We start from the raw sequence: 14,818 nt of genomic DNA on the forward strand, positions 1-14,818 counted from the left end.
TTTTAAACAGCGTTGCTTTCGGGCAGGGCTGAGTGAAGCCAGAGCCGACATCTTCGGGTGCGGATTTGGGCACTGGAATACACACCATGTGTTTCAGTTAGTGTGTCCCCTTCGTCTAGTGGCCTAGGACACCGCCCTTTCACGGCGGTAACAGGGGTTCGAGTCCCCTAGGGGACGCCAATGCGGGAATAGCTCAGTTGGTAGAGCACGACCTTGCCAAGGTCGGGGTCGCGAGTTCGAGTCTCGTTTCCCGCTCCAAATACCTCGCTTCAGAGTTCTGATGAGCTCTGCGGGCGGCCAAAAAAGGACCTTCGGGTCCTTTTTTCGTTCTTGCGATTTTTTATTCGAAATCCCGCCCCAGCGTCGTCATCGAACCGCGCTGCGCTATCCCGTGCGTCCTGATCAAGTGCTTCCAGCCAATACAAAACGGCACGAAAGCGCTTCGTTGCAATTGACATTAATTATCATTGGCATCTAATATTCGTTCCCCTTGTTACCGGTCGGACCGTATAAGGATATAGAAGCGCCGATGAATGACTTTGATGATGCTTTGCTTGCCTTGCTTCAGGACGATGAGTTGCAGCTGCCGGACAGTCTTCAAAGGCAGTATGGGGGCGGGCCTCAGGTCCTTTCCTTCGCGCAGCAGCGTCTCTGGTTCCTGCAGCGGCTGGAACCGGATGCTACGGCTTACAACCTGACCCGCGCCTTTTTGTTGACTGGCAATCTGGACGTTCGCGCTTTGCGCCTTGCGTTCGAGGCGCTGATCAAGCGCCATGGGGTCTTGCGCACACGTTTTATCGAAGTGGATGGCGAACCCCGGCAAGAGCTGCTGGATGAGGTGTCGTTTGCCCTGCAGCGGTACGAGATGCCAGGCATCGATCGTGCATCACGGCTTCAGCACCTGGCGTCGTTGATGGCGCTGGAGGACCGGGCGGCGTTTATGCTTTCCCAGGCGCCGTTGCTGGAAGTGAAACTGATTCGCTATGAAGAGTCCTGCCATGCGCTGCTCTTGAAAATGCATCACATCGTCACTGACGCCTGGTCCAATCCGATTCTGGTGGGTGATCTCGCGACGGCCTATGCGCAGGCTATCCGAGGTGAGGCCCCGGCCCTGGCCCCGTTGCCCGTGCAATATGTCGATTATGCGATCTGGCAGCGTGAACGCCTGGACACCGACGGCGTGCAGGCTGATCTCGAGTACTGGAAAAACTATCTCGGCCCGTCGGTACCGGTGCTGGAGTTGCCTACCGACTTTACCCGTCCCGCCCAGCAAAGCCAGCGTGGACAACGGCTGCGGTTCGGCCTGGACCCCGGGCAGTGCAGCCGGATCCAGGCGTTCTGCCGCGATTGCGCATCGACCCCCTTTGTCATTCTCCTGGCAGCCTGGCAATTGCTGTTGGCGCGTTATAGCGGGCAGCAGGCATTCGCCGTGGGCGTGCCCCACGGGGGGCGCAGCCGCGAAGAGCTTGAGCAGTTGCTGGGTTTCTTCGTCAATACCCTGGTCTATCGTGTCCAGTTGGACCCGCAACTGACGGGCCGTGCGCTATGCCAGCGTCTGCGCGGTGAGTCGCTGTCCGCGCTGCAGCACGCCGAGCTTCCGTTCGAGCTTTTGCTGGAACATCTTGAAGTCGAGCGTGACGTCAGCCGCACTCCGGTGTTCCAGGCGATGTTCAATTTGAGCACGGGTTCGGCAGTCAACCTTGCGCTGCCCGGACTCGAGGTCGAACGCGTATTGCCGACCCAGGACAGCGCCAAGTTCGATCTGACCCTGGACGTAGCGGTTCGACCAGACGGTGTGTATTGCGAGCTGGAATACAATCTTGACCTGTTCACGCCTGCCACCGCCGAGCGTCTCGCCGGATGCTACCGGCAATTGCTCGACGGCTTGTTGACCCAACCCGACGTGCCGGTCTGGCATCTGCCGATGCTCGATGAGGCCCAACGCTCCCACCACTTGGAGGCCTGGAACCGGACTCAACGCGCGCTATTACCGACTCAAGACTTGCCCAGCTTGTTCGAGCGACAGGTCGATCGCGATCCAGATCGCTGCGCGTTGATCTGCGGCGACCAACAGTTGAGTTACGCAGTGCTTAACGCCCGTGCCAATCGACTGGCCCATTGGTTGAGAGCGGCCGGTATTGTCGAGGAGCTACGGGTAGGCGTCTGCCTGGATCGCGAAGCTGATTTGCTGGTGACGTTGCTTGCCATCCAGAAAAGCGGCGGCGCCTACCTGCCAATCGACCCTGGTCAACCCGCGGCGCGCAATGCCGATATCATCGAGCAGGCCCGTCCTGGCCTGGTGCTGACACGTGAGGCCTTGCGAGGCGTGGTGGGTTCCGCCGCTCGGGTGATCACGCTGGAGTCGCTGGACGATGCACTGCCAGCATTGCCCGATACCAACCTGGCGCTGGACAGCCATCCCCGTCAGTTGGCTTATACCCTTTATACATCCGGCTCCACTGGACGACCCAAAGGCGTCGACATCGAGCGCCAGGCATTCACCAATTTCCTGCTGGGTATCCAAGAGCACGCGCAGTTGGACAATACCGATCGGCTCCTGGCGGTGACCACGCTGGGCTTCGATATCGCCGGGCTTGAACTGTTCCTGCCGTTGACGCAGGGCGCGACGGTGGTCCTGGCCAGTCGCGAAGCCGCCTTGGCCCCAACGGAACTGATCGACATGCTCGAGCGCCATGGGATCAGTGTCATGCAAGCAACACCGGCCACCTGGCAGATGCTGGTCGATCACGATTCAACCGCCTGGAAAGGGTTGCGCGTCCTTTGCGGCGGCGAAGCCCTGGGCTCGGAACTGGCTGAACGCCTGTTGGCGCGTCAGGTCAGGCTGTTGAACGTCTACGGACCCACGGAGACCACGGTGTGGTCGGCGGTGCACGCCGTGGACCGGGTGGACAGTGCGGTCATCCCGATTGGTCGTCCGTTGGCCAACAACCGCTTGTATGTCCTGGATGAGTTCCTTGAGCCGCAGCCGGTTGGCGTTGCTGGCGACCTGTACATCGGCGGCAGCGGTGTCGCCCGGGGATATGCTGATCGGCCGGAATTGACCGCCGCGTCATTCATTCCCAATCCCTTCGTACAGGCCGATGCGCCGGGCGTCCAGGCGGGCAGCCGGTTGTACCGCACGGGTGATCGTGCGCGTTTTCGCGATGACGGTGGGTTGGAGTTCCTGGGACGCAGCGATTTCCAGATCAAGCTGCGCGGCTTCCGCATCGAGCCGGGTGAGATCGAGGCGGCATTGGCCGCGTTGCCAGGCGTGGCCCAGGCTGTGGTGGTGTTGCGACGCGGCCCGGGTAATCAGGACGTGCTGGTGGCGTATCTGTGCGGTGAAATCGCCGAGGTCGACAATGCGGCCGTGACCCAGCGACTGCGCGAGCGGCTGCCGGCCTACATGATTCCACAAGCTTTTGTGGTGGTGACGAAACTGCCGCTCAACACCAACGCAAAGGTCGATCGCAAGGCATTGCCGGAGCCAGTCTGGAGCGCCGGGGAGGGCGGCGAAAAGCCTGTGGGCCATTGGCAGGCCGGCCTCGCTGAAATATGGAAAGACGTGCTAGGGGTCTCGCCTATCGCAGCCGACTCCGATCTGTTCCGGCTGGGCGCGCAATCGCTGCAACTGGTCAGGATTCAGGCGCGGATCAGGCATCAGTTCGGTTGTGAGGTCGCACTCGCGCAGTTGTTCGCTTGCCCGGTGCTCAGCGACATGGCGGCGCTGATCGAACGAGCCTGCGCTACGCCCGAGGTTGATGAATTGTCTGCCATTGAAAAATTGTTGCTGGCCTTCGAATAAATCATTCGATCCGCCACGCGCCTATGCGGCTTCCGAGGAATTTGCATGACCCTGTTTTTATCTCTGCTCAAGCGTCACCGTACGTTGCTGAGCCTGGGCCTTTTGGCCAGCCTGGTCAGCGCCGCTGCCGGCATTGGGTTGCTCAATGAAATCAATCGCCTGATTTCGGGTGCAGTCGTCATCGATCCGTTGCTGGGTGCGAAGTTTCTTGGCTTGCTGGTGCTGCTGTTTGCCTGCGGCTTCGGTTCCCAGGCCTTGCTGACCGCGCTGGGCCATCGAGTGGTCTACGAGTTGCGCCTGCAAATGGTCAAGCGCTTGCTGGACACCTCCATCGAACAGTTGGAAAAAATCGGCGAAGCCAGCCTGTATGCGACGCTGAGCAAGGATATCGTCAGCATCGGCCAAGCCTTCAACCGCTTGCCGTTCGTGTTCTATAACACCGTCCTGATGCTCGGTGGTTGCCTCTACATGGCCTGGTTGTCTTGGCAGCTGTTGCTGATCTGCGCCGTGGGCTTAAGCCTGGGGACCTGGCTGGCCCACGGCTGGTTCAACAAGATGCGCCAGTTGATGACTCGCGTGCGGGAAACCGACGACCGCTTGTACGCCGCTTACCAAGGCGCCATCGAGGGGCGTTTTGAGCTGGCTCTCAACGCCCGGCGCAAGGAGCGCTTTTATTCACTGGACCTGCAACCTGCCGCCGAATACGCCCGGCGCAACGAAGTGCACGCCGATCGTTACTGGACCTTGAGCCTGAACTGGACCGTGGCCCTGATCCTGGCGCTGGCGGGCGGTTTGTTCGCCGCCGGAGCCTGGTTGGGCTTGAGCAACGGCGTCATAGGTGCCTTTGTCCTGGTGTTGATGTTCTTGCGCATGCCACTGAATGACCTGATCGGAAGCTTGCCGACCCTGGTGGCGGGCAACGTGTCGCTGGCCAAGATTGAGACCCTGGCCTTCGCTGACTATCGCACCGAATTCTCGACCCGGACCGGCGAGCCGGACCTGCGGCAACCCATGCTCGAACTGCGCGGGCTGGGCTACGACTATCCCCACGCGGCCGACGATTATGGTTTCCGCCTGGGGCCGGTGGATTTGAGTGTTGCCAAGGGTGAAATCCTGTTCATTGTCGGCGGCAACGGCAGCGGCAAGTCGACCCTGGCCAAATTGCTGACCGGGTTGTACGAACCCAGCACCGGCACCCTGTGCCTGCAAGGCGTGGAAATCACACCCCAGTTGCGGGACTGGTACCGGTCGCATTTCTCCACTGTGTTCTCCAGCTTCTATCTATTCGAGCGCCTGGTCGGCCCGAGCGGGGACTTTGACAGGGACCTGGCGCAGGCATGGCTGGAGCGTCTGCGCATGGAGCGCAAGGTCACCATCGACGAACAGGGCGGCCTGTCCACCACCCGACTGTCCCAAGGCCAGCGCAAGCGGCTGGCGTTGCTGGTGGCATTGGTGGAAGAACGGCCAATCCTGTTGCTGGATGAGTGGGCTGCGGACCAGGATCCCGGTTTTCGCGGGTTCTTCTATCAAGAGCTTCTGCCTGAGCTGAAAGCCCAGGGCAAAACCATCATCGCAATCAGTCATGACGATCGTTATTTCTCCATCGCGGATCGGGTTCTCAAGTGCGATGGCGGCCAGCTGTATCCGTTCGACGCTGCCGGGGCGGATGTCGAACAGCTTTCAGGGCCGGAGCGTTGTATTCCTGTCTGAAAGACAGTCTCTGCAGTGTTTCTTGGCGAGCAGCGTTTTCGCACTACAACAATCAAAAAAATGAGGGTCCTGATAGGGCCACACATAGGAGCAAGCGGCATGCAACAACGGGCTAAAGGTCGACCGACGACCAGGGTGGGGAATCTGCTGTTGGTACCGATGGTGAGCGGGGGGATGTTGCTCACGACGTCGGCATGGGCAGAAGAAAGCGAAGCCACACAGGCGCCAACGGAGACGACGAGCACGATGACACTGCCGATGCAGTCGATCGTGGGCATGCAGACTGAAGCGCCGACGGTGTCGGTGGGGACCAAGGTGCCGTTGCGTCTTCGTGAAGTGCCGCAGACCATCAACGTGATCGGCCAGGAGCGTATCCAGAAGCAGAACCTGTATACCCTCGAGGATGCCCTGGGCAAGGTCGGCGGTGTCACCGTGCAGCGTATCGACGCCAGCCGCCTGAGCTTTTATTCCCGTGGTTTCGAGATCACCTCGTTGCAGCTGGACGGCACGCCGACCACCATGGACAACCGGATTTTCCTGTCTCCGGACCTGACCATGTACGACCGCGTCGAAGTGCTCAAGGGCCCGGCCGGCAGCCTGACCGGCGCCGGCGGCCCCGGCGGCAGCATCAACCTGGTACGCAAGCGTCCATTGAGCGAGGCGGCAGCGTCGGTCGAGATCGGCGCCGGATCCTGGGACGACTATCGGGGCATGGTCGACGTCACCGGACCGTTGATCGAGAGCGGCAATGTACGTGGACGCCTGGTGCTCAGCGAACGCCAGCAAGGGTTCTACTACGACGGTGGTGGTAAGCGCGAGTCGAACCAGATCTACGGCGTTGTCGACATCGACCTGACGCCCGATACCGTCTGGACCATCGGTGCCAGCAACCAGAACACCGATATCCGGGGCGCCCAGCGCTCGCTGCCAGCCTATCGCTACACCAACGCCGCCGGCGAACCGGCCATGTCGTTGCCGGACGCTTCGCGCAAGGATTTCTTCGGCGCCGACTGGAACCGCGATTACTTCTGGAGTACCGCTGTCTTCACCGAAGTCGAGCACCAGTTGGGCGACGGCTGGACCACCAAACTGGCCTTGCGTCACGCTGACAACAACTATGACCTGACCCAGGCTTATGCTCGCAATAGCGGAGGAATCAACCCAGCGGACAACCTGGTGTCCATGAACTCGGTCATGTTCGACTATCGGGAAAAGCAGGACGAGGCGGACGTCTACCTCGACGGGCCGTTCAACTTCCTCGGCCGTGAGCACAAGCTGCTGGTCGGCGCCAACTACTCGCGCTCCGAGTTTTCCTCGAACGGTGGATACTTCTCCAACGTCCTGGGGAATGTGGACCTTGACGATCCGCAGGTGGACTTCCCTTATCCAGCGTTCCCGGACTCGGACAAACTGCCGACCAGCGTGGCCAACACCCGCTCCAAAGCGGTCTATGGCAACCTGCGCCTGAGCCTTGCGGACCCCTTGACCCTGGTTCTTGGCGGACGGGTAACGTGGTTGGATATGCACCGCAGCCAGCATCAGCCCACCCCAGGTTCACCCGCGGAAAAAGTCAGCGATGGAGTTTCGCAGAAGTTCACGCCGTTCTATGGCCTGATCTATCAGCTCAACGACACCTACTCGCTGTACGGCAACTACGCCGGCGTGTTCCAGCCGCAGCCGGTCAGCAACCTGGACAGGAAAAACGGCATTCTCAAGCCGCTCGAAGGTGAGCAGTACGAGCTGGGCATCAAGGGCGAGTTCCTTGACGGCGCGTTGAACGCTTCGCTGGCGGCATTCCAGATCGAAGAAGAAAACCGCGCGGTTCCCGACATGAACGACCCGAGCTCCCGGGCAAGTGTCGCCAGCGGCAAGGCCAGGACCCGGGGTTTCGAAGCTGAGCTGAGCGGGCAGTTGACGCCGGACTGGTTCCTCACCGCCAACTTCACTCACACCTACAAACGCTACGACAGCCCCAACGAGCAGCTGCAGACTTACCTGCCGAAAAACATGCTGCGCGTCTGGACGCTCTACAAATTGTCGGGCGAGTTTGAAAAGTGGAGCGTGCAGGGCGGCGTGAGTGCTGTCAGCGAAACGTTCAACAAGCTGGATGTTCCTTCGATCGGCATGGATGGCACCAAACTGCGCCAGGGCGGCTATGCCCTGTACGATGCTGGCATCGGCTACCAGATCACGCCGAACCTGTCGGCTGACCTGCTCGGTACCAACCTGACCGACAAGAAATATTTCCAGCGCATCAACACTTTCCAGGACGGGAATATCTTTGGTGATCCCCGTGCAGTGTCCATGACGTTGCGCGCCAAGTTCTGACCGGGACAGCCCGGAACAAGCCCGGCATACTTCGGTATGGCCGGGCTTTTGTCGTTATCGGGCAGCCTGTCGGGTAATCAGGGAGGGTAGGGTGACGCGTCGAACGGTAAAACAGGACAAGAAGGCGCTGGATCGGCAACGAACGGTATGGCTGGTGCTGGCGTTGTCGATCGGCTATCTGTGCGTCTGGGCGCTGACGACTCTGGCGGGGCTGGGCCTGTCGTGGCTGGGCCTGCAGCGAAGTGAAGCGGTGCTGGCGAGCACGATAGCGGCTTTTGTAAGTTATCCGTTGTTGGTGCTCTGGTTATTCTGCGCCCGCCCCGCCAGGCGCAACGGTCTACTGGTCGCTGGCGCGTCTTTGCTGGCGCTGGGGATGGCCCACTGTCTGGCGGGAGGATCGTGATGTTCGACAGTGCGCGCCAGTCCATGCTGTGGTTGCATCGGTTCATCGGTGTCGGGTTTTCCGGCCTGTTGCTGATTGCCTTTTTCATGGGCAGCCTGGCGGTATACGACCGTGAGCTGGACAGTTGGATGTTGCCGCAGACCCGCCTGGCGCCTGTCGATGCGCCGATCTCCCTGGATCGGCGTGTGCTGCCCCATGTCGCAAGCCTGAGCGAGGGCAAACCGCTCATGCAGTGGTACGTCGAATTGCCCGATGCTCGTCGGCCGTTGCTGCGTTTCCAAGCCTGGACCCTCGAGGGCAAAGGCTACAGTCGATTTCTCGCTCCAACGGGGGATCAGGTGTTGCCGGACGCCGGCAGTCGCGGCGGCGATTTTTTCTATCGATTGCATTACACCCTGAACATTGCCACCTGGAGCGCCGGTACCCGTTTGCTCGGGCTGGCGGCGATGGTGGGCTTGATTGCGCTGATTGCCGGGGTCTGCATCCATGCCCGGCTTTTCCAGGACATGTTTACCCTGCGCGCTGATAAATCACCCCGGCGCTTGTTGGATTTGCACAACCTCACCGGGGTGTTCGCCCTGCCGTTTCATTTCGTCATCATGTTGACCGGCTTGTTGATCCTGTTTCCGTTGTACCTGCCCGCCGGCGTCCAAGCGGTGTATCAGGAGCAGGCCGATCAGTTCGGTGCCGAAGCCAGCGCGGCGTACCGTCGCCAAGCTTCAGGTACGCCGGGGCCCCTCGCGTCGCTCGATCAGATGATGGCGCAAGCCCGGTTGCACTGGGGCAACGGCGAGCCCACGTTCCTCAGGGTGTGGCATCCGGGGGACGCCAACGCGTACGTTGAAATCAGTCGCTCTGCCGGCGACCGTCTCAGCAAGGACGAACAAACGTTGTATTTCGACGGCGCCAGCGCCAGCCTGTTGCACGAGTCACGGTTGCCTGCCGCTGCCGGGACGTTCAAGTTCCTGGCGGGCCTGCACGTTACGCATTTCCAGCAGCCGTGGTTGCGCGCCTTGTATTTCCTCGCCGGCTTGAGTGGTTGCGTGATGCTGGGCAGCGGCCTGTTGTACTGGCTGGAGAAGCGCCGGCTGCAGAACGCCAACGGGCGGTTCGGCATTGCCTCGATGACGCTGTTTACCAGCGCACTGATCACCGGGATGCCACTGGCCACCCTGGCGATGCTCGTTGCCAATCGCTGGCTGCCGGTGGGGTTGAACGCCCGGGCCGATTGGGAGGTCCAGGTGTTCTACGGTGCCTGGCTGTTGGCGACCGCCCATGCCGCACACGCTATCTGGCGATCACCGCAACGGCGCGCGCCGTGGTCAGTCCATTGCCTGGCGATCAGCGTGTTGGCCGTGCTGGCGGTGGTTTCGAATGCCTGGAGTACCGGCGATCATCCATGGCAGGCCATCAAACACGGGCTCACGGCAGTGGCGGGGGTGGATTTGGTCCTGCTGGGGGTTGCGCTGCTGGTGGCAAGAGTTGGTTGGCGATTGCGTGGTCGCTCAGGCGCGGCCGTCGCCCTCGGTGAGGTGAAGAATGGTTGAGGGATTGTCGAGCCTTATGGTGATGATCTTGCTGGTGGCTGGGCTCAGCATGCTGGCCCTGAGTCAGATCGTTCATTGGCGCAAGGTCATGGCGAATGAAGCATTCCCAGGGACCCGGGCGTTGCGCTGGGGCGCGTTATCGGCGTTGGTCCTGGCATGGGTGTTGAGCCAGGCCGTCTTGGGGTTCGCCATGGGCACGGTCTTCTGGTTCCTGGGGCTGGTGCCCTGCGGCATGGTTGTAACGCTGTTGCTTTGCTGGCGAAGTGCGTGGCTGCGCGGGGTGGGACGTCTGTTCGGCACTTGAGTGCCTGTGCTGGTCGACAGGCCCCGAGGGGTTCCCCCCGAGGCCTGTCATTTGGCTAGCCAGCGCTTTTGGCGTAACGGCTCAAGACGTTGGCCAGGTCAGCCAATATCGGGTTCAGGAAGACCAGGTGAGCGGGGATTTTTATGTCCCACCATTCCTGTAGCCGGGCGCACAACAATACGGCCTTGAGCGAACTGCCGCCGATTTCGAAGAAGTTCGCCTGCTCGTCTGGATCGGCGAGTTCAAGCACCGCCCGCAACGCCTCGAAAACCTGAGCTCGCGGATTTGCCGAGCGTTCCACCTGGGGTCGGTTCATAGGGCTGAGCTGCTTGGACAGCGTTTCGAAGGAAGGTGATGCCTGGCCCAGGATGGTATCGAGCAGGGCACGGAAATCTGCGCCCAGCGCCACGATGCTGTCGTGTTCGAACAGATCGGTGCTGTAGGTGAACGTCGCGATCAGGCCTTGCTCTCGCTCACTGACATCGAGCATCAGGTCGAACAGCGTGCTGCGCTTGCCGTTGTCCTCTTTGACCGGCTCGATCCTCAGGTCGCCAAACTCCGAAGAAGTCAGGATGCGTTCGCGGTGCAGGTCGAACATCACCTGGACCAGCGGCGCGCTGTGTTGCTGGGCGCTGGGCAGCGCTTGCAGCAATTGTTCGAACGGCAAGTCCTGGTTGGCATGGGCGCTCAGCAGGTTATCGCGTACTTGTTTGAGCAGGGAGTCGAATCCCGGATTGCCTGACAGGTCCGTGCGCAAGGCCAGCGTATTAACGAAGAAGCCGATCAGGCCTTCCAGTTCCTGGCGATGACGGTTGGCAATGGGAATGCCGATCCGTATGGCCTGCTGTGCGCTATGGCCAGCCAGCAATACGTTGAACGCCGCCAACAACGTCATGAACAACGTTGCGCCCTGTTCACGGCTGTAGGCATGCAGCGCTTGCGTGGTCTCCAGGCCGAGCTCGAACGTGTATTCGGCGCCCCGATGACTGGGCAACGCCGGACGCGGCAACATGCAAGGCAGTTGCAGGAGCGTTCGCTCGGTTCCCAGGTGTTGCAGCCAGAAGTCCAGTTGCGGCTTGAGCACTTCGTGGCTGAGCTCACGGCGTTGCCATTGGGCGAAATCGGCGTACTGCAAGGCCGGTTCGGCCAGGGGAGAAGCCTCTCCCTTGCTCAATGCCGCGTAGAGCTGGGTCAACTCGCGGGTAAACACGCGCATCGACCAGCCATCGAAGACGATGTGATGCAAGGTCAGCCACAACACATGCTCCTGGGCCGACAGCCGAATCAGGCCTGCACGGATCAAAGGCCCCTGCGCCAGATCGAACGGATGCGCGGCCTGGGCCTGGAGTTCGGTTTGCAGGCGCTGATGCCGATCGCTTTCGCCCAGATGGCTCAGGTCAATCAATGGCAGCGTGAAACCCTGCGCCGCGCCGATACGCTGTACCGGTTGATTGTTTTCCAGCGTGAAGGTGGTTCGCAGGGCTTCATGGCGTTGCAGCAGCAGGGCAAAACTGCGCTCCAGCGCCAGCACGTCTAGGTTCCCATGCAGGCGAGCCGACTCGGGCACGTTGTAGGTGGTACTTCCCGGATGCAGGCGATCGAACAGCCAGAGGCGTTCCTGAGCGTAGGACATCGCCGTCGAAGGCTGGTGGCGTCGGGCGGTGATGGGCGGCAAGGTCGAGGCATCGGCCTTTGGCAGCGCCTGGTCAATGAATTCGCCCAACGTCGGATGCTGGAACAGGGACCGCACCGGCACCTCGAGCCCGAGGCTGCTGCGCAGTCGCGACACCAATCGGGTCGCGGTCAAGGAATGCCCGCCCAGTTCGAAGAAATTATCGTCCAGGCCGACACGTTCCACGCCGAGCACTTGCGTCCACAGCGTCGCCAACAGTTGCTCGCGTTCGTTGCGCGGCGCCCGGTAGTTGATCTGGCGCTCGCGGGCAGGGGCCGGCAAGGCCTTGCGGTCCAGCTTGCCGTTGGGGGTGAGGGGAAAAGCCGACAGCATCACGTAGGCGTTTGGCAGCATGTAGTCCGGCAACTGGGCACCCAGGTACTCGCGCAACGCGGTAGCCCCGGGGCAGGCCTCGCGCGCTACCAGATAGGCGACGAGCTCGGTGTCCCCGACCTCGTTCGGTCGGGCGAGGACCACGGCTTCACGTAGCCCGGGATGGCTCAGCAGGCGGGCTTCGATTTCCCCGAGCTCGATGCGGAAACCCCTGATTTTCACTTGGTCGTCGACACGCCCGAGGAACTCGATATCGCCATCGGGATTGACCCGGCCGATATCACCGCTGCGGTACCACTTGCTGCCCTGGGCGTCCTGCGGGTTGCTCAGGAAGCGCTCGGCCGTCAGGTCCGCGCGGCCCAGGTAGCCCTGGGTAATGCCGGCGCCGCTGAGGTAGATTTCGCCCGCCACGCCTGCCGCCACCGGGCGCATTTGCCCGTCGAGGACAAACACTTGCATGTTCGCGATGGCCTTGCCGATCGGCAATACCCCGTGCTCGTCACCCCTGGCGCGGTAGTAACTGCACCACACGGTGCCTTCGGTCGGACCGTATTCGTTATAGAGCTGGGCGTGTTCGCAGCGTTCGCGATGGTGTCGGGCGAGGGCTGCGGGACAGGCTTCGCCGGCGACGATGGCGCAGCGCAGGCTGCCCAACTGGTCAGCGGCCTGCTCCAGGACCTGGGCGTAGAGCGATGGCAACATCAAGGTGTGGCTGATGCGCTGGGTCGCGATCAAGCGACCCAACGCCAAGGCATCCTGGACCTGGTCGTCCTGGGGCAGGCACAGGCGGCCTCCACGGCCGAGGGTCCAGAAAAGACCCGCCACCGAACTGTCGAAGGCCAGCCCTGATACCAGCAGGAACGACTCGAGAGGCTCTTCATACGCCAGTTGCCGCGCCGAAGTCGAATGCACGGCATTGCGGTGAGTCACCATGACGCCTTTCGGGCGCCCGGTGGAGCCGGAGGTGAAAATCAGATAAGCCAGGGTGTCCGCGTCACTGATCGGTTCGGGACGCTGGTCGAAGGTGCTGTCGCTGGCCGGATGGTCGAGCCATAGCGTTTGGTAGTTGCCCGCTGGCAGGCGCGATTGCAGGTGGCTCAGGCTCAGCAGCAGCGGGGCCGCAGTCTGCTCGAGCATGTCGCTGAGGCGTTCGGCGGGGTACGTCGGGTCCAGTGGTAAATAGGCGCCGCCCGCTTTGAGAATGCCCAGGATGCCGACGAGGGCCTCACTGCAGCGCTCGATGAACAATCCCACCGGCTGCCCGGCGGTCAGGCCCGCCTCGCGCAGCCGGTGCGCCACTTGGTTGGCTTGGCATTCCAGCGCCTGGTAGCTCAGGTGGACGTCACCGTGGGTGACGGCGATGGCGTCAGGTTGCAGGTCGGCCTGTTGCTCGAACAGATGGTGCAGCAACGCCGGGCTCGCCAGTTGTGTGGCGGTCTGGTTCAAGGATTCCAACCAGTCCCGATGGGCGCGACTGATGCCGTTGGCTTCGCTCAACGGTCGTGAACTGGCATCACTGGCCTGTACGCACAGGGTCAGGAATTGATCGAGCAGCAAACGCGCGGCGTCGATGCCCAGCGCCGAGGCGTCGAAGTGCAGGCGAAATTCGAACCCTTGCGCCAGTTCGGTGACCTCCAGCAGCAGTGAGTGCGGGCATTGCTCACCTTCCACTGCCTGCATTGTCCAGGCAGAGGGCGCCGGTTTGCGCAAGCGAAAGCCGAACGGCGTCGGTGTCGCATGAGCGGGCCAGGCTTCTTGCCAGGTCTGGGCCTCGGTCAGCAGCGTGGAGAATTCTGCGAGCAGGCTGGTCAATGACTGGCTGTCATCGAATGTGAGCAACAGGGGTAGTTGCTTGGCATAGGGGCCCATCGCCGTCAGCGTGGCACTGTTGCGCCCGGAATGTTCCCAGCCGAGCATCACTTGAGGCTGGCCCAGATGGCGCCTGAGCAACACCGCCCAGCACGCGCCAAACAGATTTTGCGCCGGGGTGTCGAGGCCAGCGAGAGCACTCTTGAGTCGGTCTTGCAGTTCGGCGTCCAGCGTCTGTTCAACCAGGGCCATTTGCCGTACACCGCTTGGCGTGGCGCGCTGGAATGGGTGCATCGCGGTCATCAGGTCCGGTGCCTGTTGGCGTTGCCAGAAGGCACGGCCGGCGTCGCTGTCGCTGCCGCTGGTGTACTCGTACTGCCACTCGGCGAAGTCGGCGAACTGGACGGCGTCTTCTTCCGGCCGATTGCCCAGGTAAAGCGCTTGCCACTCCGAAAGCAGGTGCTCCAATGTGGTGGCGTCGGCATTGGCGGCAGGTAGCGCGACCAACAGGGAAGATGGCAACAGGGCAACCGCCATGGCCGGTGCAGTGTCTCGGCTCACGGCTTCGCGCAACGCCGATTTCAGGTCATCGACAGAAGACAGCGGCGTGGTGATTTCTCGCCAGTCGATGTCGATCCGTTCGGCGATCACCTGAACCGGCAGTTCCATCCCAGGTGCGGCCACCAGGCGTGTGCGCAGTATTTCGTGACGGTCTAGCACCTGCTCCAGGGCAGAGCGCAGGCGCGCACCGTCGACAGTGCCAGGCAAGGCCAGGGTCAGGAGCAGCGCGGCGTTGCGATCGATGGCACGCGACCAGTACAGGTTTTGTTGCAGGGCAGGGCGAAAACCCTCTAAGGCATTGCTGGACATAAGATAAGGCCTTGGAAATGGGGGGCAGTCAGGCGTG

General features: G+C 61.7%; 7 protein-coding genes and 2 tRNA genes. 8 read left to right on the plus strand and 1 reads right to left on the minus strand.

Annotated features, from left to right (window positions below; all coding sequences use genetic code 11):
* Nucleotides 1-104: 104 nt before the first annotated feature.
* From FHK92_RS21610 to FHK92_RS21645, 8 genes are all read left to right on the plus strand, one after another.
* A tRNA-Glu gene (locus FHK92_RS21610) sits at nt 105-180 on the plus strand.
* Between the two features lie 2 nt (nt 181-182).
* A tRNA-Gly gene (locus tag FHK92_RS21615) sits at nt 183-258 on the plus strand.
* Nucleotides 259-529: 271 nt separating this feature from the next.
* Complete coding sequence (locus tag FHK92_RS21620; protein WP_181289862.1) at nt 530-3,805, plus strand: non-ribosomal peptide synthetase; 3,276 nt, start codon at nt 530-532, stop codon at nt 3,803-3,805.
* A 45-nt stretch (nt 3,806-3,850) separates the two neighbouring features.
* Nucleotides 3,851-5,515, plus strand: a complete 1,665-nt coding sequence (locus FHK92_RS21625) for a cyclic peptide export ABC transporter (RefSeq protein WP_181289863.1) — start codon at nt 3,851-3,853, stop codon at nt 5,513-5,515.
* A gap of 246 nt (nt 5,516-5,761) precedes the next feature.
* Nucleotides 5,762-7,843, plus strand: coding sequence for a TonB-dependent siderophore receptor (locus FHK92_RS21630; protein ID WP_258232715.1), 2,082 nt, complete (start codon nt 5,762-5,764; stop codon nt 7,841-7,843).
* Between the two features lie 91 nt (nt 7,844-7,934).
* Nucleotides 7,935-8,246: a hypothetical protein gene (locus FHK92_RS21635; protein WP_181289865.1), complete on the plus strand. Its 312-nt coding sequence runs from the start codon at nt 7,935-7,937 to the stop codon at nt 8,244-8,246.
* On the plus strand, nt 8,246-9,793 hold the full coding sequence (locus FHK92_RS21640) for a PepSY-associated TM helix domain-containing protein (protein ID WP_181289866.1): 1,548 nt from the start codon (nt 8,246-8,248) through the stop codon (nt 9,791-9,793). The genes FHK92_RS21635 and FHK92_RS21640 overlap by 1 nt, the downstream gene beginning before the upstream one ends.
* A gap of 16 nt (nt 9,794-9,809) precedes the next feature.
* A complete protein-coding gene (locus FHK92_RS21645; RefSeq protein ID WP_258232716.1) occupies nt 9,810-10,097 on the plus strand; it encodes a DUF3325 domain-containing protein in 288 nt (95 codons plus the stop codon).
* 55 nt (nt 10,098-10,152) lie between these two features.
* Here the strand turns inward: FHK92_RS21645 and FHK92_RS21650 are convergent, their stop codons facing one another.
* Nucleotides 10,153-14,781 carry a non-ribosomal peptide synthetase gene (locus FHK92_RS21650; RefSeq protein ID WP_181289870.1) on the minus strand — a complete coding sequence of 1,543 codons (4,629 nt, stop codon included), beginning with the start codon at nt 14,779-14,781 and terminating at the stop codon, nt 10,153-10,155.
* Nucleotides 14,782-14,818 lie beyond the last annotated feature (37 nt).

This window comes from Pseudomonas brassicacearum subsp. neoaurantiaca (assembly GCF_013608025.1).
Classification (GTDB): Bacteria; Pseudomonadota; Gammaproteobacteria; order Pseudomonadales; family Pseudomonadaceae; genus Aquipseudomonas.

Coding starts and splice junctions, on each gene's coding strand:
- FHK92_RS21650 (WP_181289870.1), bottom strand. CDS start 14,781: ATGTCCAGCAATGCCTTAGAGGGTTTTCGCCCTGCCCTGCAACAAAAC.
- FHK92_RS21620 (WP_181289862.1), top strand. CDS start 530: ATGAATGACTTTGATGATGCTTTGCTTGCCTTGCTTCAGGACGATGAG.
- FHK92_RS21645 (WP_258232716.1), top strand. CDS start 9,810: ATGGTGATGATCTTGCTGGTGGCTGGGCTCAGCATGCTGGCCCTGAGT.
- FHK92_RS21630 (WP_258232715.1), top strand. CDS start 5,762: ATGACACTGCCGATGCAGTCGATCGTGGGCATGCAGACTGAAGCGCCG.
- FHK92_RS21640 (WP_181289866.1), top strand. CDS start 8,246: ATGTTCGACAGTGCGCGCCAGTCCATGCTGTGGTTGCATCGGTTCATC.
- FHK92_RS21625 (WP_181289863.1), top strand. CDS start 3,851: ATGACCCTGTTTTTATCTCTGCTCAAGCGTCACCGTACGTTGCTGAGC.